General features: G+C 44.8%; 17 protein-coding genes. 14 read left to right on the top strand and 3 right to left on the bottom strand.

The genetic code is table 11. The features are described from left to right. Positions 1 to 93: 93 nt before the first annotated feature. From nuoE to CXF61_RS05515, 11 genes are all read left to right on the top strand, one after another. Positions 94 to 603, top strand: coding sequence for an NADH-quinone oxidoreductase subunit NuoE (nuoE, locus tag CXF61_RS05565; protein WP_165597465.1), 510 nt, complete (start codon positions 94 to 96; stop codon positions 601 to 603). Beyond that, complete coding sequence (gene nuoF, locus CXF61_RS05560; protein WP_165597464.1) at positions 600 to 2024, top strand: NADH-quinone oxidoreductase subunit NuoF; 1425 nt, start codon at positions 600 to 602, stop codon at positions 2022 to 2024. The genes nuoE and nuoF overlap by 4 nt, the downstream gene beginning before the upstream one ends. A gap of 10 nt (positions 2025 to 2034) precedes the next feature. Further along, positions 2035 to 5100, top strand: a complete 3066-nt coding sequence (gene nuoG, locus CXF61_RS05555; RefSeq protein ID WP_165597463.1) for an NADH-quinone oxidoreductase subunit NuoG — start codon at positions 2035 to 2037, stop codon at positions 5098 to 5100. Between the two features lie 52 nt (positions 5101 to 5152). After that, positions 5153 to 6145 carry an NADH-quinone oxidoreductase subunit NuoH gene (nuoH, locus tag CXF61_RS05550; protein ID WP_179798733.1) on the top strand — a complete coding sequence of 331 codons (993 nt, stop codon included), beginning with the start codon at positions 5153 to 5155 and terminating at the stop codon, positions 6143 to 6145. A 68-nt stretch (positions 6146 to 6213) separates the two neighbouring features. Beyond that, complete coding sequence (gene nuoI / locus CXF61_RS05545; protein ID WP_010198902.1) at positions 6214 to 6762, top strand: NADH-quinone oxidoreductase subunit NuoI; 549 nt, start codon at positions 6214 to 6216, stop codon at positions 6760 to 6762. Next, positions 6759 to 7490 (top strand): NADH-quinone oxidoreductase subunit J, encoded by a 732-nt coding sequence (gene nuoJ / locus CXF61_RS05540; protein ID WP_160021570.1) that lies wholly within the window; start codon positions 6759 to 6761, stop codon positions 7488 to 7490. Before nuoI ends, nuoJ begins: the two co-directional genes overlap by 4 nt. Before the next feature lie 98 nt (positions 7491 to 7588). After that, on the top strand, positions 7589 to 7897 hold the full coding sequence (gene nuoK, locus CXF61_RS05535) for an NADH-quinone oxidoreductase subunit NuoK (RefSeq protein WP_025653102.1): 309 nt from the start codon (positions 7589 to 7591) through the stop codon (positions 7895 to 7897). A gap of 4 nt (positions 7898 to 7901) precedes the next feature. Beyond that, positions 7902 to 9776 carry an NADH-quinone oxidoreductase subunit L gene (gene nuoL, locus CXF61_RS05530; protein WP_160021571.1) on the top strand — a complete coding sequence of 625 codons (1875 nt, stop codon included), beginning with the start codon at positions 7902 to 7904 and terminating at the stop codon, positions 9774 to 9776. Positions 9777 to 9779: 3 nt separating this feature from the next. Next, positions 9780 to 11405 carry an NADH-quinone oxidoreductase subunit M gene (gene nuoM / locus CXF61_RS05525; protein ID WP_160021572.1) on the top strand — a complete coding sequence of 542 codons (1626 nt, stop codon included), beginning with the start codon at positions 9780 to 9782 and terminating at the stop codon, positions 11403 to 11405. Between the two features lie 3 nt (positions 11406 to 11408). Then, complete coding sequence (locus CXF61_RS05520; RefSeq protein ID WP_160021573.1) at positions 11409 to 12887, top strand: NADH-quinone oxidoreductase subunit N; 1479 nt, start codon at positions 11409 to 11411, stop codon at positions 12885 to 12887. Positions 12888 to 13081: 194 nt separating this feature from the next. Beyond that, the gene (locus tag CXF61_RS05515; protein ID WP_160021574.1) at positions 13082 to 13909 is read left to right on the top strand and encodes a ferredoxin--NADP reductase; all 828 of its coding nucleotides are present in this window, start codon (positions 13082 to 13084) and stop codon (positions 13907 to 13909) included. Positions 13910 to 13997: 88 nt separating this feature from the next. Here the strand turns inward: CXF61_RS05515 and CXF61_RS05510 are convergent, their stop codons facing one another. Then, positions 13998 to 14777: a hypothetical protein gene (locus CXF61_RS05510; RefSeq protein WP_224737876.1), complete on the bottom strand. Its 780-nt coding sequence runs from the start codon at positions 14775 to 14777 to the stop codon at positions 13998 to 14000. 574 nt (positions 14778 to 15351) lie between these two features. Between CXF61_RS05510 and CXF61_RS05505 the strand changes: the two genes are divergently transcribed. Together CXF61_RS05505 and CXF61_RS05500 are read left to right on the top strand one after the other, a co-directional pair. Next, on the top strand, positions 15352 to 16239 hold the full coding sequence (locus CXF61_RS05505) for a TonB family protein (protein WP_165597462.1): 888 nt from the start codon (positions 15352 to 15354) through the stop codon (positions 16237 to 16239). Between the two features lie 205 nt (positions 16240 to 16444). Next, positions 16445 to 17320 carry a mechanosensitive ion channel family protein gene (locus CXF61_RS05500; protein ID WP_102092965.1) on the top strand — a complete coding sequence of 292 codons (876 nt, stop codon included), beginning with the start codon at positions 16445 to 16447 and terminating at the stop codon, positions 17318 to 17320. A 49-nt stretch (positions 17321 to 17369) separates the two neighbouring features. Here the strand turns inward: CXF61_RS05500 and ybeY are convergent, their stop codons facing one another. Both ybeY and CXF61_RS05490 read right to left on the bottom strand, forming a co-directional pair. Next, positions 17370 to 17969 carry an rRNA maturation RNase YbeY gene (gene ybeY / locus CXF61_RS05495; RefSeq protein WP_165597461.1) on the bottom strand — a complete coding sequence of 200 codons (600 nt, stop codon included), beginning with the start codon at positions 17967 to 17969 and terminating at the stop codon, positions 17370 to 17372. A 318-nt stretch (positions 17970 to 18287) separates the two neighbouring features. Beyond that, positions 18288 to 19391, bottom strand: coding sequence for a PhoH family protein (locus tag CXF61_RS05490; RefSeq protein ID WP_179798643.1), 1104 nt, complete (start codon positions 19389 to 19391; stop codon positions 18288 to 18290). Positions 19392 to 19988: 597 nt separating this feature from the next. Between CXF61_RS05490 and CXF61_RS05485 the strand changes: the two genes are divergently transcribed. Continuing rightward, positions 19989 to 21317 (top strand): UbiH/UbiF/VisC/COQ6 family ubiquinone biosynthesis hydroxylase, encoded by a 1329-nt coding sequence (locus CXF61_RS05485; RefSeq protein WP_165597460.1) that lies wholly within the window; start codon positions 19989 to 19991, stop codon positions 21315 to 21317. Positions 21318 to 21425 lie beyond the last annotated feature (108 nt).

The following is a 21425-nucleotide window of genomic DNA, read 5'->3' as shown; positions in this document are numbered from 1 at the left end:
CAAAATGCTGTCACTTGCCAATATAACCACAGTTTTAATCAGACTGATATTGGCTTGTGATAGAGCAGGATGAGTGAGGAAAGACAGAAGATTATGAAAATTGTTTCCGACAAAATGCCAAAAGTAGATGTGGAAAGCATTCTCACCAGTGATGAAATCGCTGCCATTCATGAGTTTATGCACCATTACCCACAAGCACGTGCTGCCTCGTTAGACGCGCTAAAAATCGTGCAAAAGCGCAACGGCTGGGTCGATGATGCGCAAGCAAATGCTATTGCCAATATTTTAGATATTCCAATGTCAGACATGGATGGGGTTGCGACTTTCTTTAACCGTATATATCGTCAGCCTGTCGGTCGTCATGTGATCCTCATATGTGATTCTGTGGCCTGTTATTTGACAGGTTACGAAGCGCTGTCAGCTGAGATTAGATCACAGCTGGGTATTGAGTATGGTCAGACCACTACTGATGGACGTTTTACGCTGTTGCCAATTTGCTGCTTGGGCAACTGTGATAAGGGGCCAGCGGTACTGATTGATGAAGACACTTACGGCCCTGTCCAGCCATCTGAGGTCGCGCAATTATTGGAGCTATACGCATGAGTTTAACGATTTCAGGGCAAATTGCTCGTCGCGGTCAAGGCCAAGCGCCAAGCCAGCTAAATGCACAGCGTGTTCCAATTTACGGTGATAAAGCGACAGCCAATAGCGAAACCAAGCCATTGACTTGGCGTTTAGCCCATCATGATGCCGTGCTTGATTTAGCTACTTATGAATCTCTAAAAGGCTTTACGGGTCTAAAAGAAGCACTATCTAAGTCGCCTAAAGACGTCGGCAATATGATTAAAGCCGCCAATGTCCGAGGTCGCGGGGGTGCAGGCTTTAACGCGGGTCTAAAATGGTCGTTTATGTCGCCGCCGGATGGTTTGCCGCGCTACCTCATCTGTAATGCGGATGAAATGGAGCCAGGCACGTTTAAAGACCGTTTGCTCATGGAGCGTCTACCGTTTCAGCTTATCGAAGGTATGCTAATTACCGCTCATGCGATTGGCGCCACTGACGGTTATATCTTTATCCGTGGAGAGTATATCTTGGCCGCTGAGCGTTTGGTCGCTGCTATCGAAGAGTGCTTGGCCAATAATCTATTGGGCGCTAACATTCTTGGCTCAGATTTTAGTTTTAATCTGCATGTGCATACGGGCGCTGGACGTTATATCTGCGGTGAAGAAACAGCGCTAATTAATTGTCTAGAAGGCCGCCGTGCTAACCCACGTACTAAGCCACCATTTCCACAAATTTCTGGTGCATGGGGTCGTCCAACCGTTGTTAACAACGTTGAGACTTTGTGTAATATGCCAGCGATTTTGAATCATGGCGTTGAGTGGTATCAGTCGTTATCTGAAATCAAAGGCAAAAGTAAAACGCCAGGCACGAAACTGTTTGGGTGTTCAGGCTTAGTCAATGATCCCGGTCTGTGGGAGCTACCATTTGGCTATACCGCTCGTGAAATCATCGAAGATTTAGCGGGTGGTATGAAAGATGGTAAAAAGCTTAAAGCATGGCTGCCGGGCGGTGCCTCGACCGACTTTTTGACCGCAGAGCATTTAGATGTAGTGGTAGATTTTGACACCATTCAAAATGCGGGTAGCCGTATGGGTACTGGTCTGATTATGGTTGTTGATGAATCACAAGACATGGTGCCATTACTGCGTAACCTTGAGATTTTCTTTCAGCGCGAATCATGTGGTTGGTGTACACCATGCCGTGATGGTCTACCGTGGGGTGTCAAGCTGCTTACCGCCATCAATGATGGTGAAGGGCAAGTGGGCGATGTAGAAAAACTAGAAGGCCTGACGCGTGATTTATGGATTGGTAAAACGTTCTGTGCGCATGCCCCAGGTGCGATGGAACCACTAATGAGTGCGATTAAATATTTCCGTCCAGAGTTTGATCAAAAAATCGCGCAGGCGGTTGGTGTCGATGTTATTGATGCTGCAGCCAACCAACAGCCAGTAGTGAAATAAGGAGAGCGGCATGGCAGTCATACATATTGATGGAACCACTGTCGAAGTAGATAGCGCAGATAACTTGCTACAAGCCTGCTTATCACTCGGCATTGATGTGCCGTATTTTTGTTATCATCCAGCCCTTGGCTCAGTAGGCTCGTGCCGTCAGTGCGCGGTCAAACAATTCCAAAATAAAGAAGATATGGAAGCGGGTCGCGGTCGCCTTGTGATGTCTTGTATGGTCGCTCCTGGCGATGATATGTACATCTCGGTCACTGACGATGAAGCCAAAGCATTCCGCAAGTCGATGGTTGAGCTACTCATGACCAACCATCCACATGACTGTCCAACCTGTGAAGAAGGTGGGCATTGTCATTTGCAGGACATGACGTATATGTCAGGTCACAGCCGTCGTCGCTATCGCTTTACCAAACGCACACATCATAACCAAGAGCTTGGCCCGTTCATCGCGCATGAAATGAACCGTTGTATCGCTTGCTATCGTTGTGTACGTTTTTATAAAGACTATGCGGGTGGTGAAGATTTGGGCGTTTATGGCTCAAATAATCGTGTTTACTTTGGCCGTGATAAAGATGGTCAGTTTGAAAGCGAGTTTTCAGGCAACTTAACCGAAGTCTGTCCAACGGGTGTGTTTACTGATAAAACCCACTCTGAGCGCTACAACCGTAAATGGGACATGCAGTATGCGCCAAGCATCTGTCATGGTTGCTCAGCTGGTTGTAATATCTCACCGGGCGAGCGATATGGTGAATTGCGCCGTATCGAAAACCGCTATAACGGCGAAGTAAACCGCTATTTCTTATGTGACCGTGGTCGCTTTGGTTATGGCTATGTCAATCGTGATGATCGTCCAACCCAAGCGCTTGAACGTATCAATGATAAGCATGTCAAAATCAATATTGATTATGCATTAGATGAAACCATCAAACGTATCAAAGATAAAAAAGTTATCGGGATTGGCTCACCACGTGCCAGTTTAGAGACTAACTTTGCGCTAAAAAATCTCGTTGGCTTTGATAACTTTTCAACAGGTCTGAATCATCAGCAGCAAGCACTGGTCAATAAATGCATCGAAGTGCTTAGCACTGAAGGCATTTATAACCCTAGCATGACCGATATCGAAACGCATGATGCAGTGTTGGTATTGGGTGAAGATATCACTCAAACTTCATCACGTGTCGCGCTGTCAGTACGTCAAGCGGCAAAAAATGAAGGCTTGAAAATGGCAGCGGCGCTGCAAACGCAACCGTGGCTTGCTGAACCTGTTAAGCGTATTGCTCAAGATGCGCTAAGCCCAGTCTATGTCATCGATGTAACGCAAACTAAGCTAGAAGATATCAGTAAAGTGAGCGTAGTGGCGACCCCTGAAGACATCACTAAGCTTGGCTTCAAGGTTGCTGATGAGATTGCTAATTTCGCTGATGATTTAGCAGATATAGCAGATCCGCAAGCGGCTGAGCAAGACACTGATACTGATACTGATGGTATGCAAGCCTTAGCTCAGCAAATCGCTTATGACTTGATCCAAGCCGATAAGCCATTGGTTGTGTCAGGTAGTAGCCTGTCGTCTACCGCATTGATAGAAGCAGCGGCACAGATTACCCAAGCGTTGACCCGAAAACGTGAGGCGATAAAGTCCACTGAGCAGCAGCAAGTTGACGCTCATAATGCCAAAGTCAAAGCCCAGTCTGCTAATGATCAGCCTGAAGAAGATAAAGAGCTATCAGCCAAACCGAACAAGCCTGAAACGGGTGTAGATACAGAAGTACAGGACGATATAGAGCGCGAACCTGCTGAAAACCTTGAGCTGAAAGAAGTTAATGCCGAATACCAAGCACAAGCAGGCATCTATCTAACGGTTCCTGATGCCAATAGCATGGGTGTCTGTATGCTTGGCGGTCACTCAGTTGAAGAGCTACTCGCCACCGATTATGACGTGGTTGTGGTAGCAGAAAATCAGTTGACTGATGCGATTGATGCCAATAAATTGACGCAGCTACTGACTGATAAAACGGTCATCGCGTTAGATCATCAGCTCCTTGATTGGCATAAAGACGTCGATATTGTATTGCCAGCGGCTAGCTTTGCAGAAGCAGATGGTACATTGATATCAGCTGAAGGCCGTGCGCAGCGTTTCTTCCAAGTTTACGATAACGAATACTACCATCCGATGAGCAGTATTAAAGAAGGTTGGCGCTGGATACATGCTGTGCATAGCAGCATTGAAGGTCGTGATGTTGATTGGACGCAGCTAGATGATGTCATTAATGCGTTGATCGTAACCCATCCTAAACTTGCGGGTATCAAAGGCGCTGCGCCTGATGCTGACTACCGTATAACGGGTCTGAAAATCGCGCGTCAACCGCGTCGTTATTCAGGTCGTACTGCTATGCGTGCGCCAATCTCAGTGCACGAGCCAATGCAGCCAAAAGATTTGGACACTGGTCTGACTTTCTCAATGGAAGGTTATAGCGGTAAAGAAACGCCAAGCTCGATGATTCCTTTTGCCAATGCAGCAGGTTGGAACTCACCGCAAGCGTGGAACAAATATCAAGACAAAGTCGGTGGTCATCTGAAAAATGGTGATCCAGGTGTGCGTTTGTTCGATCAGCTAGAGCGCCTAGCCACTCGTCAATATGTGGCGCCAGAAGCGATGTCTTCGAATACAACTGACTTGCAGCAAGGCCAAGCGAAACTGGTACCGATTCATAATATCTATGCCAGCTCAATGATGGCATCACGCAGCCCAATCGTCGCAGAGCAACTACCCGTTGCTGCATGGCGTATCGGTATAGATGATGCCAAAGACTGGAATATTGTGGCTGGTGATTACTTGGCGATAGAAATCGATAAGCAACAAATCACCTTGCCAGTACAGCTGGTCGGTTATTTGGCAGAAGGCTGTATCGGTTACCCAGTTGGACAGGTGAGTATCATTCACCCATCAATGCCAGCATCGGTGCGTAAAGTAGATGCACCAGTAACGATGATGGGTAGCATGGCTAACGACATGATGAACAATAACGATACAGCGCAAATTAACGCAGCGCCGACCATCACACAGGAGGTGTAATATGCAAGTTACCCGTATTATCCCTGATGTGCCAAGCTTTTTGGCCAATAGCATGAGTTTTGATACTTGGTCTATCCTGTTTTTGGTGGGTCAATCGCTAGTTATCTTTTTGGTCGTGGTATTGGTTGCCGCGATGATGATTATCTATGAGCGCCGTATGTTGGCCTTATGGCAAGATCGTTATGGTCCAAACCGTGTTGGGCCTTTTGGTTCGTTGCAGTTAGTCGCCGATATGCTCAAAATCTTCTTTAAGGAAGATTGGACACCGAACTTTACCGATAAGTTTATGTTCACCTTGGCACCTGCAGTCGCAATGTTTACTGCCTTGGCTTCATTTGCCATTATTCCTATCTCGCCAACGCTTGGCGTCGTTGATTGGGATATTGGTATTCTGTTTTTCTTTGCCATGGCGGGTATTGCTGTCTATGCGGTGATGTTCGGCGGTTGGGCCTCTGCCAACAAATTCTCGCTACTCGGTGGTTTGCGCTCAGCTGCACAGACGATCAGTTACGAAGTGTTTTTGGGTTTGTCGTTGATGGGCGTTGTTGCGCTAACAGGTTCATTTAACCTACGTGCCATTGTTGAAGCGCAAGCGGACGGCTGGTATATCATTCCGCAGTTCTTCGGATTTTTGACCTTTGTGGTGGCTGGTGTGGCCGTGACGCATAGACATCCATTTGACCAACCAGAAGCAGAGCAAGAGCTAGCCGAAGGTTATCATGTCGAATATTCTGGCATGAAGTTCGGTATGTTCTTCATTGGTGAGTATGTCAATGTTGTCTTAATTTCTGCCTTGATGACTTGCTTGTTCTTTGGCGGTTGGCTTGCGCCGTTCAATTTAGATATTCCATTTATTCCACCAGCTTTTTGGTTCATGATTAAAACGCTGTTCTTTATGACCATGTTTGTTTTGGCTCGAGGCTCACTCATGCGTCCGCGTTATGATCAGGTGATGAACTTTGGCTGGAAAGTATGTCTGCCCGTAACCTTAATCAATCTATTGATTACTGCTGCGGTCATTTTGATCTTTTCCCCAACGTTATAGTCATTACTAGTAGCCATCACTAGCCATTACTGATGAACTAGGGTAAAGCTGATAAGGATAATAATCCCATGTTTACTACCATAAAAAAGACCGTCATTGGTATATTTACCATTGTCCGCAGCATGTGGATGGTCAATAGTCATGCGCTCAGACCGCGTGACACCATCCTTTATCCTGAAGAGCCGGTACCTGTACCGCCGCGTTTTCGTGGACGTATTGTCCTAACGCGTGATCCTGATGGAGACGAGCGCTGTGTCGCTTGTAACTTGTGTGCGGTGGCATGTCCGGTAGGGTGTATCTCATTACAAAAAGCCGAGCGTGAAGATGGACGCTGGTATCCAGAGTTTTTCCGTATTAACTTCTCACGCTGTATTTTTTGTGGATTGTGTGAAGAAGCCTGTCCAACGACAGCGATTCAAATGACCCCAGATTTTGAGCTGGGTGAATATAAGCGCCAAGATTTGGTCTACGAAAAAGAGCATTTGCTCATTTCAGGACCAGGTAAATACCCTGATTATAACTATTATCGTGTGACAGGTATGGCGGTAGCAGATAAACCAAAAGGCGCAGCACAAAATGAGTCTGCACCGATTGATCTAAGGAGCTTGCTACCATGATGAATATTTTGAACCATCCTGAACTGGCTGGGTTTTATTCGCTTGCGGCCGTGGCGATATTTGCCAGTCTGCGCGTAGTGACTCAGGCCAATCCAGTGCATGCTATTTTATCGATGATTGTGTCGTTGTTGGCAATTGCTGGGATATTTTTTGTATTAGGTGCGCCGTTTGCGGGTGCGCTAGAGATTGTTGTTTATGCTGGTGCCATTATGGTGCTATTTGTTTTCGTTATCATGATGCTTAATTTGGGCATGAGCAATGATGAGCGCGAAGAGCGTTGGCTCGATGCTGGTACTTGGGCGATACCGACAGGATTGACGATAATCATTGCCGTTGTGCTCTATGCAATGATTGGTCTTAATCACGATGAAGCTGTCATGATGGGTGGCACGACTATCTCTGCCAAAGCAGTCGGTACAGTGTTATTTACCAAATACATTATGCTGGTTGAAGTAGCAGCATTGCTATTATTGGCAGCCTTGGTCGCCGCTTATCATTTAGGTAAAGAGACAGTCGACGATGAGGTCATCGGTAACGATAGCCAAAATTTCAAGCCAAGCGTAGGTAGTATCAAACAATACGACAATGATAGTACGCTTACACAGCATGATGGCGTAGAAATGGCTAAGCCTTACGAATATAAAGATGTTGACCCGCATGACTATGTAGGTATGAAGGTTGGCACGAAAGCAGGTGCGAATAAAGTTACGCGCAAGGAGTCAGACTAATGGTACTAGCAGCAAGCGTGGCACAAGATGTGTCAAACGTGCCGTTTGCCCACGAGGTGGCAGGCTTAGTACAGCCAGTTGCTGAGGCGCAAAATGTACTGGGTATGATACCCATGAGCCATGGACTGATTTTGGCAGGCATTTTATTTGCCATCGGTCTGTGCGGCGTCATGGTACGACGTAACTTCCTATTTATGCTAATGAGTCTTGAGATCATGATGAATGCGGCAGCATTGGCATTTGTAGTGGCAGGTAGTCGCTGGGTCGATCCAGACGGACAGATTATGTTTATCTTTATTTTGACCTTGGCTGCGGCTGAAGCGTCAATTGGTCTGGCAATATTATTGCGTTTTTATCATCAGCGTGGGCATCTCGATGTCGATAGCGCCAATGAGATGAAAGGATGATGTCATGAGTTTATTACCATTAACCTTTATATTCCCGCTCATTGGCTTTTTGATTTTAGCCTTTATGCGCGACAAATTATCAGAGATGGTCGCAGCGATTGTTGGCGTGGGTAGCATGCTGTTATCAGCACTATGCACGCTAGTGGTTAGCTATACCTTTTTGACCACCAATCCAACTGGAACGGTAATTGAAGTTCCGCTATGGACGTGGTTCCAAGTTGGCGATTTTGCGCCACATTTCGGTTTGAGCTTTGATGGTCTTGCATTGACCATGACAGGTGTTATCACTGGGATTGGCTTTTTAATTCATCTGTTTGCCTCTTGGTATATGAAAGGCGACACTGGCTTTGCTCGTTTCTTTAGCTATATGAACTTGTTCGTGGCCAGTATGTTGTTACTGGTACTCGCAGATGATCTGTTCTTGCTATATCTCGGTTGGGAAGGCGTGGGTATCTGTTCGTACCTATTGATTGGTTATTATTACCATGATAGAGCCAACGGCCGTGCCGCGATGAAAGCCTTTACCGTCACGCGTGTCGGTGATGTGTTCTTAGCCTTCGGTTTGTTTTTATTATTCCGCGAATTCGGTACGCTTAATATTCAAGAGATTATTACGCGCGCACCAGAAGTATTCGATATCAATAACCCAACGATGATGCTGACCACGATGATGTTGGTCGGCGGCGCGATGGGTAAGTCAGCGCAGTTGCCACTACATACATGGCTTGCTGATGCGATGGCAGGCCCGACACCAGTATCGGCATTGATTCACGCTGCAACGATGGTGACAGCAGGTGTTTATCTGATTGCTCGTTTACATCCTTTGTTTGAGCTGACTCCAGGTATTCTGTTGTATTGGGTTGGCGGCGTAGGGGCGTTGACATTGGTCGTTGCTGGATTCTGTGCGCTCGCGCAAACAGACATCAAACGTATTCTTGCGTATTCGACCATGAGTCAAATTGGCTATATGTTCTTAGCACTTGGCGTGGGCGCGTGGCAAGGGGCTATCTTCCATCTGATGACCCATGCTTTCTTTAAAGCATTGCTATTCTTATCATCCGGTGCGGTCATCCTTGCGGTACATCACGAGCAAGACATCTTTAAGATGGGCGGTCTGCGCAAAAAGATACCATTGGTATTTTGGTGTTATATCGTCGGTGGCGGTGCACTCGCTGCCATACCTTGGGTTACCGTTGGTTTCTATTCTAAAGAAGCGATTCTTTGGGAAACTTATGCCACAGGTCACTTAGTACTATTCTACATGGGTGTATTCGGTGCATTCTTAACCGCGATTTATACGTTCCGTATGATTTGGATCATATTCTTTGGTGAAGAGAAAACCCATGCCCATAAGCTATCAGGGGTGTCGTACTGGTTACCTTTAACCGTATTGCTAGTGTTATCTACAGCCGTTGGTGCTTGGATTACGCCACCATTAGATGGGGTATTGCCAGAGAGCGTTGGTCATCTATTAGAAGTCGCAGGTCAAGCGCATGCTAAACACACCGCAGAGTATATCGCGATGGGTGCCATGGCAGCAGGTTTGATATTGGCAGCACTGTTATATGTGGTCAATAAAGGTCGCATGCTCACTAGCTTTAAGCGCTCACGTATTGGTGGGGCACTATACCACTGGTGCTACCATGGCCTAGGTTTCGACGCGCTATATGATGTAATTTTTGTAAAACCCTTTTTATTCATCGGCCGCTTATTAAAAGCCGACCCTATCGATAAAACGTGGTTGCTGTTACCTAAGCTGGCCTCAGCAGGTAATAAAGTATTGTCTGCGACGCAAACAGGGTCTCTTCGAGGTTATGCCACAAGCTTTGGCTTGGGTATGGCTGTATTGCTGGTGCTGGTAATGATGACGGTGGTGTAAAAGATGATTGAGTTACAACAAACGTGGATGCTACCAGCATTAATCGCAATTCCTTTTATTGCAGGATTGCTATGCTGGTTGGTAGAGCGATTTAATAAACGTCTGCCGCGCTGGATTGCCTTGATCGGTATGACGTTGACCTTTGTGTTGTCATTGGTACTTTGGCAGCAGGGCGATTTTAGCGGTATGAGTAAGCAGGTCATTGCACCAGATGCTACCGTGCCTTGGGTCGCGGAGTTCAGTGTGCCATGGATACCAAGTTTTGGTATTAGCTTTCACTTAGCGCTAGATGGTTTGTCATTGATGATGGTGGCCCTAACAGGGTTGCTTGGTGTGGCAGCCGTTGCTTGTTCGTGGAATGAGATTCAGCGCCGTGTTGGTTTCTTCCATTTAAACTTGCTATGGAGTTTGGGCGGCGTCATCGGTGTTTTCTTGGCCATTGACTTATTCTTATTCTTCTTCTTTTGGGAGATGATGCTGGTTCCTATCTACTTCTTGATCGCTATCTGGGGTCATGACGTGGTAGGCAAAACCAAAGAGTACGCAGCCACCAAGTTCTTTATTTATACCCAAGCGTCTGGGCTTATCATGCTCATCGGTATTTTGGTATTGGTCATTATCAGCTACGCCCAAACTGGGGTGGTCAGCTTTAACTATAATGACTTGCTCGGTACGTCACTTGGCGGCTGGGAATATCCCATCATGCTGTGCTTCTTCATTGGTTTTGCGGTGAAGTTGCCTATTGTACCTTTTCATGGCTGGTTGCCAGATGCGCATGCGCAAGCACCAACGGCAGGTTCGGTGGATTTGGCAGGTGTGCTCATTAAGACTGCCGCCTATGGTTTGATTCGTTTTGTGTTACCGCTATTTCCAGTAGCGTCACAAGAGTTTGCGCCGATAGCGATAACATTAGGTACGATTGGTATCTTCTACGGTGCATGGCTTGCGTTTATGCAGACCGATATGAAGCGTTTGCTAGCGTATACCAGTATCTCGCATATGGGCTTTGTGGTACTGGCAATCTATGCTGGTACATTACTCAGCTTACAAGGTCTGATGATTCAGATGCTTGCTCATGGCTTGAGTTCAGCCGCACTATTCATCATGGCAGGACAGCTATATGAGCGTCTGCATACGCGTGATTTGACCTTGATGGGTGGTATGTGGGGACAGTTCCGTTACTACGCACCGATACTGATGTTCTTCTGTGCAGCATTGCTTGGTATTCCAGGCACAGGTAACTTCATTGGCGAGTTCATGATTTTATTCGGCTCATTTGCTCAGTATCCAGTATTCGTTGTTTTTGCAACATTCAGTTTAGTACTAGCAGGTCTTTATTCACTGATTTTGATTCATCGCGCGTTATTTGGTGAAAACAACATCGCTGCATTGGCAGAGCGAGAGACTAAGTCACATGGCTTACCTGCACGTAAACTAAAAGATTTGGGCAAGCGCGAGCTGTCATTACTACTGATATTAGCTGCTGGTTTGGTATGGCTCGGACTGTACCCACAGCCGTTCCTTGATACCTCAAGTCACGCTATGCAGTGGATCAATAACGCATATATATACAGTCAAGTGACACAGGTAGATGCATCGCAGCTGCTTGATGTAATGGAGGCACGTTAAGTCATGAATGATATTACGATGAATGATTTGATAGGATTGTTGCCTTACGCGCCGATTATCGCCGTAGTGATTACGGTACTGACGGTTATGATCGCGATTACCTTTAAACGCTCGCACATGGTCACTGGTACGATTACAGTAGCAGGCTTGAACATTGGTCTATTTACCCTGATCGGTCAGATGATCGGTGTGATTGACAGCGGATCTATCGCGCCAAATGCTGAGCAGTTATTTGTTATTGATAACTTTGCTCAGTTTAATATGGTGGTGATTTTTATCTGTGCCTTGGCTTGTTGTACGCTGTCTTATGCGTATCTGGCCAACCTAAAAGACAATAAAGAAGAGCTGTATTTACTCATGCTGCTATCGACCATTGGTGCATTACTCATGGTAAGCGCGCAGCATATGGCGTCATTCTTTATGAGCCTAGAGATGCTATCAGTACCGTTATATGGTTTGCTTGCTTATACTTATATGCGCAACCAGTCACTTGAGTCGGGATTGAAGTATTTGGTATTGTCGGCGACTGCATCAGCGACATTGCTTATGGGTATGGCCTTTATCTATGCAGAAGTAGGCTCACTAGCATTTAAGCCAATCAGCATGGTGCTGGGCAATATCTTTGAGTCGCCACTACTGATACTGGGCGCGGCAATGATGATGTTTGGTATCGCCTTTAAACTCTCAGCTGCTCCTTTCCATATGTGGACGCCAGATGTTTACGAAGGTGCACCAGCGCCTATCGCTACCTTTTTAGCATCAGTATCAAAAGTGGCGATGATGGCACTAGCCGTGCGTTTCTTAATCGATACTGCTTTGCTGGCATTGCCATCAGTGCAGATGCTATTGATGGTTATGGCAACATTATCTATCTTGGTAGGTAACTTGTTGGCAGTACGTCAAACCAGCCTCAAACGTCTACTCGGTTACTCATCTATTGCCCATATGGGTTATGTGATGATCGTGATTGTCAGCATTGGCTCGGCCGCTGATAGTATCTCTAGTATGTATATGGCGGTTTATGCCTTTACCTCTATCGGTGCCTTTGGTGTCGTGACATTAATGTCGAGTCCGTATCGCTTATCTGGTGAAGCTGATGAGTTGACGCATTATCAAGGGCTATTCTGGCGTCGTCCATTATTGACCGCTGTCATGACTATCATGATGTTGTCATTGGCTGGTATTCCGTTGACGGCAGGCTTTATCACTAAGCTATTTGCTATCTTAGCTGCGGTACAAGGCACCAACTGGTTCTTGGCTGCGATGATTATCTTGGGCAGTGCGATTGGTCTATTCTACTACTTACGTGTGTTACTCACGCTGTTCAAACGTCCTAAGCAGTTCATCGAGTTTGACGTGTCTGGGCAATGGGGTATTCGTACCGGTGGTATCATGGTCATTGCTGTGACGGCGATTATTCTATTCTTTGGTATCTTGCCAAATAGTATGATTGAGTGGGCAAGTTTGGCTCGCATTTGGTAATGTCGCTGAGTTAATACAACAGATAAGTCGCTGCGATCTATCTGTTGTTACGGTTAAAAAACCAAGATGCGCCAGCTTTATGATAAGCTTGGCGCATCTTTTTTTATGCTTACCTTTTTGGTATTTATTTTCTTTTGCCTATCAAAGGTATCTTATAAAAATACAGTTTAATAAAGTATAAGTGACGAATAATTATGAGTGATAATATTCAAACAGTAACGGTGCTCAGTAAAACTACATGGACGCCGAACTTATTTAGCTTTACCGTCAGCCGTCCCGATAGTTTTAAGTTTACAGCGGGGCAGTTTGTACGCTTGGGCGTCAATCCCAGTCAATTAAAATATTATCAACAGACTGAGGTAAGTGATGAAACTGCTGATACCGCATTGGATGAAGATGTCTTTCGCGCGTATTCGATTGTCTCTTCGCCCTTTGATGAGGTGATAGAATTCTTCTCTATCGTAATTCCTGACGGTGCATTTACCTCGCAATTGCAGCATTTACAAGTGGGTGATGAGCTACTGCTTAATACCATGCCATTTGGGTTTTTGACGTTAGCACGTTACCAAAAACCATTGCCCAAAGACTTATGGCTGCTAGCAACAGGCACTGGCTTAGCACCGTTTTTGTCAATGCTACAAGATTTAAAGACATGGGAAGATTACGAGCACATTGTATTGGCTTATAGCGCACGCTCGCTCGATGAACTTGCGTACGTTGAGAAAATCGAAAGCCTACAAGAAGACTTCGGCATGCTGGTTGATAATCCAGCAAAGCTTATCTTTATCCCAATCGTCACTCGTGAGCCTGTCGAAGGCGCGTTGTCAGAGCGTTTGCCGAAGCTACTGCTAGAGGGTACGTTACAAGCGCGCGCAGGTATCGCATTAGATATTGATAGTACGCATGTCATGCTATGCGGTAATCCAGATATGGTAGAAGATACCAAAGAAGCATTAAAGACATTGGGACTGGTAATGAATCGTCGCGGTGAGGGTAATATTGCCGTAGAGAACTACTGGTAGTTATCGACTTTAATAAAAAAACGCTGTATCTATAAGGCCAATAACCTTTAAGATGCAGCGTTTTTTTATGGGATAAAACATTAGCGACTTACTCTTGGCTTGGTTCAGTCGCATCGTCTACAGGGTTAATAGGGCCTTGCATCAATTCAGGATCATCATCATCACCGATGATATCTTCGTTACTGCTGGCCGCCAGTAAATCACGATAATTAATCTGAGCCTTCAAAATCATTTGCTCTTCTTCTAGCTCGCCATAATTTATCTGTACCTTATGCAAGGTACTCATGATTTTCTTGTTGTTTTTTAACCAACGATGGATATCGAGATAAATCACTTCGTCTTTTGCGCGAGCAATATTGACGTACGACAGAATAAAGCCTAAAGGGTCTTTTTTGAGGACGCTATGATAAAACCAAATCGCCAGTTTGACGCCTTGACGTTTCACGAAAGATTCGCAGCGCAGATTCAATATATCGGTATAAGTTTGCTGACCAAATACAAAGCGTTGCACATTGCGATCGAGTTGGACGTGAACTAAGCTAAAGTTACTTGCCACCTCGGCATAGATGCCGCCTGCATTGACAGTGCAGTACAAACGAAACCAATCCTCATGCATCTCGACACGTAGCTCTAAAATGGCTTTTACATTGTCGGTGACGAATTTTTGTAGTGCATCATTAACGTAAGTCTGTGCCACTGGCAATGACAACTCATCTTCGAACTTGTCCGTCGTCTTATTATAGATATCTTTAACCGATTGGGCGATACGCTCCCAACCACTGCCGAATGACTCGTCAAAACGATAGCCAATACTCTCGAAGAACTCATCAAAATTGTCTGAATTATTCACGTTATCAAAGTCACTCAAACTTATTATCCTTATAGGGCGCGTCATTCAATCGGTGACGTAAAAATGGCTAAACAAACTTTGCATGCTATCGTTAATTTGAACGAAAGCTAATCATCTATAATTTCTAAATATCTACGACCATTAGTAATTTTTATACTGATAGGTAGCAAAAGCGAAAAACTGACCTCTGATACTAGTGCTATAGTGAATCTACATTTACTGTGCTGCTTGATAATCTGCCGTGCCTAATCAACACGATGCACAGTTCTGATTGTTGCAAAGTATCGTGCTACTAATGCTAAAGCAGTATATAACAAATACAGTGGCTTCAAAATGAACACATGCGTTTTATAGCAATTCATTTGGTATAGACAGTGTTTCGTCTGCCTTATATATTCTCAAATGCATGTTTTTCAATCAGCGGATAAGGTTACCAATACTGTATGGCAAATGTCAAAATGCCGTCTCAGTGCTTATACTGGCGACATAATTCTATGTCATGTTATGATAGCGCCAGTATAAATCATGCCCATCGTTACAACACTTGTTAAATAGTGCTTTGTACTGATGTGCTCACAAGCTGAGATTCATTGTGGCCTATATAAAAGACTCACAGAGCTATCATTTTTCCGCGCAAGCGCCCAAGCGCGATATAAGCTTGCCTGTTGCTATTGTTATTGCAGTGGCTGTTCATGTGCTGATTATTTTCGGAATTAGCTTCTCTATGGGAAAAGACCCAGCTGCTATGATGCAAGATGTGGCAAAGGCGCTGACCGACAATATGCAGCCCAATGAAGATGCACACTTTATTGCCAACGCTTCACAAGAGGGCGGCGGTACAATAGAAGAGCAGCTCAGACAAGAGAACAATCAGTTAAGTGCAATGTCTGCTGAGCAAATGAGTGAGACTCAAGATATCGTTAATTTACAGCGTAAAGTACGTCAGCAGCGTTATCAAGAGAGTTATCTGCGTACGACGTTAAGTTGGCGTCAGGCCACTGTAGAGTCGGATAATGACAGCGAGCAAGCGCAAGATGATGCAATGGCGCAAGAAGAGCGGCTACGTAAGCAGATTGCCACCTTAGAAGCTCAGCTATCTCAGCGTCAGCAGGTCTACGCAACCAAATCCAAAGTCGTGACGATGGATAGTAATTCGACCACACGGGGTGCGGCAGCAGACTATATCAATACATTCCGTGAGCATGTCGAGCGAGTGGGCAACTTGCATTATCCCGTACAAGCGCGTGCTCAAGGCATTACGGGTGAAGTACGGCTAATGGTTATCATCAGTAACGACGGCAATATCAAAGCCATTCGACTGCTTGAAAGCTCGAACTCTACGATATTGGATGAAGCGGCCAAGCAGTCGGTACGACAAGCTGCACCCTTTGGTAAATTCACCGAAGACATGAACGATATCGTCGAGCTGCGCTTGATACGTACTTACCGCTATAGTGATACAGTCGAAGTAACGTACTAAGGTTAATGTATTCATGCACTAAGAAGATAGGTGCTAAGAAGACAAGCACTAAGAAAAAAGCTACTGAAATTAAAGTTACTGAAATTAAAGTTACTGAAAAAATGTCACTGAAAACACAACTGTTAAGAATAACGCTTAACGCACTATTTTTTATAATCACAGATATCCAAGTTCATAACACACAGCTATAAAATAAAGAGTCAGTATGGAATTTTTAGGTTTTACCGTCGATGTCGCTACCTTAACGAGCAATGCCCTAGAGCTGGTCATTAAAGTCGCTTTAGCAATACTTATATTTATCGTTGGACGTTGGCTTGCCAAAAAGGCAGTCGCTTTTTCCGATCGCTTGATGACGCGTAGCCATCTGGACGAGACAGTTGCTAGTTTTTTAAGTCGCCTATTGTATGGCGTGCTACTGGTCGTGGTGATTTTAGCTGCACTTAGCAAAGTCGGTGTACAGACTACGTCGGTCGTCGCAATCTTAGGTGGTGCCGCTGTTGCCGTTGGTTTGTCACTAAAAGACCAGTTATCAAATTTTGCCGCTGGTATTATGATTGTGACGTTTCGCCCGTTTGTACGCGGCGATTACGTACAGATTAGTAGCTACACAGGTACAGTGACAGAGATTACCTTGGTTAATACCCATCTGACGACCATTAACAATCACGATATCATCATTCCTAATAGCGATATCACGACTTCACCTGTGGTCAATTATACAGCGCTACCCAATCGCCGCGTCGATATCACTGTCGGTATTGGCTATGATGCTGATATCAAAACGGCTAAAGACGTGATGTTAAGTCTGGCAAGAAATAACCCATTGGCTTTTACTGATCCTGAGCCTATCGTGCGAGTGACCAATCTAGGCGATAACTCAGTAGATCTTACCTTAAACGTTTGGACAACCAATGCCGACTGGTGGTCGATGCAATGCGAGCTATTGGAGCAATTCAAGCAAGCTTTAGATGATGAGAAAATCGAGATTCCATTCCCGCAGCGCAGTGTCCATGTTAAAGGCTTAGATCATATGATCAACCAAATGGGTCAAGCGCAAAAGCTACCACTATCTAAAGATTGATTGATAGCTGCTTAATAGTTAGAAGACTGTTTATTAAAGCAGTGCTAGTTTAGATATAAGGATTTGGTAGGTTTAGACCTGCCAAAATCTCAATTTCAAAGTACTCCATCTCATCTTGCTCAGCTTGTCCGAGCTCGTGATCAAACCCCAGTAGGTGTAGCACGCCATGCACTAGCAAATGGCTGATGTGCTGCGCCACGGTTTTGTCCTGTTCAGCCGCTTCACGTACCATCACTTCATGACAGATAATTAACTCTCCAAGAGGCAATGTTGGCATTAGCTCAATGACGGCAGCAGGTAATTCGCTTGGATAAGACAAAATATTGGTCGCATAGTCCTTGCCGCGTGCTTCTAGATTTAAAGCACGGCCTTCGAATTCATCAGTGATATATATATCTAGTGTTTTAGACTTTTCCTGCCAAAGCTCAGGATCAATATCTGCAAAATAGGGTAGGGTCAGACCAGTATTAATACGACCATCTATATAATCTAAAGTCGCCATCATGACTGATAGTAAATGCTCGCGATTATAAAAAGTATCTAATATTTCATCATCAATACTGTCGGTCGCACTGATATCAAGTGCTGCTAAGCTGGCATGGTTGCTAGCGATCTTGTCATCGACATTAGTATTGTCAGGTTGGCTCATATTGCTGTCCTTTTTATTATAAATAAATGCGTTTCTAATGCTGCATCGTCTAGGTGATTTATTTGCCAGTTTTTTACCATAAAAGCAGCTCAATCACTGTTTATCTCATCGCTAAATTGTTGGCTAATAAATAGAGGCCAATGTATAAAATGTATAAAGGCTACTATAGCTAAGTTACTGGTGGGCGACTAGTAGCGAAAGAGCTAAATTCAATAAACTGTCAGTAAGAAAAAACCGGACTACTTTGAGTAATCCGGTTTTCTGATGCAAGATAAATGCTTATAGCAAATGATTGTAATTCAATAATTAGCTTAATTATTAAAGATTGGCTGCTGCATTAGCGACGGCTTGTCTACGCTCTTGTTCTTTAATACGTTCAAACTTACGTTTTTCTTCTAAAGCCATTTGCTCTTCATCAAATACGTCATAGGCTTCAACAATTTGTTGTACCAATTGATGTCGTACAACGTCTTTTGAATCAAACTTTGTGATATGAATCTCTTCGATATCTTTTAAAATATCCATTGCTTGGGCCAAGCCTGACTTGTGACCACGTGGCAAATCCACCTGAGTAATATCCCCAGTAATGACGGCACGTGAGCCAAAGCCCAAGCGGGTCAAAAACATTTTCATCTGTTCAGGCGTGGTGTTTTGCGCTTCATCTAGAATGACAAACGAGTTATTCAAAGTACGACCGCGCATATAGGCCAGCGGTGCCACTTCGATAATCTGACGCTCAATCATTTTACCGACTTTCTCAAAGCCTATCATCTCATAGAGCGCATCATATAATGGGCGTAAGTAAGGATCGATTTTTTGGGTCAAATCACCTGGCAAGAAGCCTAGCTTTTCGCCAGCTTCTACCGCTGGACGCACTAGCAAAATACGCTCAATCTCATTACGCTCAAGCATGTCGACGGCACATGCTACTGCTAGATACGTTTTACCCGTACCAGCTGGCCCAATACCAAACGACACATCAGAGCTCAGGACGTTTTTTACGTAACGCTGTTGATTGCCCCCACGCGGAACGATGCGACCCTTACGCGTACGCAAACTGATGGGCGTAAACTCGCTAGCCTCATCCAAATCTTCATCATATTCCATATCATCATGGTCTTGCTCGTCTTCTTCGATGTCTTCATCACGAGAGAGGCTAGATTGGATGATGAGATGCAGCTCTTCTGCACTGATGTCTTTGGTGTTCTGTGCTTCATCTACCATTTTGTAGATAATACGTTCACCGCGTTCGACATTGGTCACATCGCCACTCAGGCAAAAATCGCCTTGGCGCTGCATGATTTTAATATCGAGGCGTTCTTGGATATATTTCATGTGATTGTTGTATTCACCAAGCACGGTTTTTAGCTGTGCTGGGGTCAATGATTCAAACTTTATACGGCGGCTCATGGAATCAGTCAAGCGATTATCCTTTTATTGTGTACCCGACGCTATGATTTGGTTTTAATTGCGTGACGGGTTGCAGAGATAAAATAGTCAGTGGCGTTACAGTATTTAGGTGGTAAAAAATTGTAGATGATAAAAATGACGGCGATATTATTGTTGTTTTTGTGGAAGGTCGTGAATGAAAGTAATGAAAGTCTTGCCTTCATTATGGTAGAGAATTTTTAAATTTCAAGCCATACATCAGATAGATAACGCTGTTTTTGTATGCGGATTGCAACTCTACAGCGATTTTCTATAGATTGATTCGATGTTGCTGTCAGTTCTATATAATTCATCGCTACCCACCATGTGATAGCGCTTTAATCATATTAATATTTTTGATTTTTATAAAAATAAACCTCGTTTATGATGAGAGTAAAGAAACGATTTGTCTACGGTTAAGACCACGGCATAATAGACAATTTGTGGTAATCTATGGGCGATACCATAGGTTGCTGTAAGCTATCTAACAACAGCAGCGACATGATAAAAATTATAAAATAACGTCAGTGACGAGTGGCTATCTATCATTAATAAATTGCTTGTCCAAAAAATTATAATAGGAAAATAACGATGCAAGATACTGATTCACATTTATCCAATGCTGACAGCATACCTAAAAAGTTCGACAGCATCTCTAAAAACAAAGAAGCGATAACTGACCAGCAAGTGCTTATCGCAGGTGGTGGTCATGTTGGTTTGTCCTTTGCATTGCTATTGGCTCATCACGGTATTGCGAGCACCTTATTAGAAAAAAACAGCTATCCAACCATCAGTCCAACGGATGACAGTACTCGCAGCCATTATTTAGATAGTCGCAATACAGCGTTATCACGGCGCACGGTACAGATATATCAAGAGATTGGACTGTGGGATGAATTACAAAGCCATGCCTGCCGTATCGATACCGTACAGATTAGTGAGCAAGGCAGTTTTGGGCGCGCGCAGCTGAATAAAGCAGAAGAGCGCGTTGAGTCATTTGGGCAAATCATCGAAAACGCTTGGCTGGGTCGTAAGCTTTTATTAGCCGCGCAGCAAGCGCCATTAATTACCTTGATAGATAATGCCAATGTGACGACTGTCCAGCAGCAGGCCGATAGTGTGACGATTAGCTTTAATTACAATGACGAAGCCGAAAACGAGCAGCAGCTGCAAGCTAGCGTATTAGTCGCTTGTGATGGACGCGACTCTACAGTACGCCAATTGCTAGATATCGGTACAACTACGTATAATTATCAGCAAACAGCCATCGTCGGCGTAGTAGAGACAGATACGCCACACGAGCATGCAGCGATTGAGCGTTTCAGTCCAGCTGGCCCACTTGCCGTGCTCCCACTGACCGATCCAGAGGGTGATGGCAATGATGAGTATCAACACGGCTACAGGCGCTCTGTGGTGTGGGTATGCCCAACAGGTGAAGAAACCAGATACTTAGAAGACGACGCCCATTTCTTGCAGACCCTACAGCAAGCCTTTGGCCAACGCGCTGGCAAGTTTATCGCTGCTGGTCGCCGCGGCGCCTATCCATTGACCCGCGTACTAGCGAATAAGCAAGTAGAAGGACGGTGCGTCATTATGGGCAATGCTGCTCACACCTTACATCCTGTCGCTGGCCAAGGCTTTAATCTCTGTATGCGAGATGCACATGTGCTGGCGCAAATGCTAAGTGCACAAGTGCTCAAAGGCGCAGATATCGGTGATGCACAGTTATTAAAACGTTATGAAAAAGCACGTCAAACCGACCAGAAGCGAGTTATTCGTTTTTGTGATGCGGTAGTACATGGCTTCACGCATCCTAACCCCGCGATTAAGCTAGCGCGAAATATGGCGCTATTGGCCTTTGATAAATTGCCAAATATCAAGCCACTAGTCGCCACTTATGCGATGGGTCTAAAATCATAGCGCTATATTAATCCTCTTTAAAAGAGTGACAGCGTTAACCTCGCTTGAAGTATTGCCTATACATCTGCACTCGGTTGCCTTGTCTCTCAGTTTTAAACTGAATCAACT

The sequence above is a fragment of the Psychrobacter sp. 4Dc genome (assembly GCF_002836715.1).
In the GTDB taxonomy this organism is placed as follows: domain Bacteria; phylum Pseudomonadota; class Gammaproteobacteria; order Pseudomonadales; family Moraxellaceae; genus Psychrobacter.
This window is presented reverse-complemented; position numbering and strand designations above follow the sequence as displayed.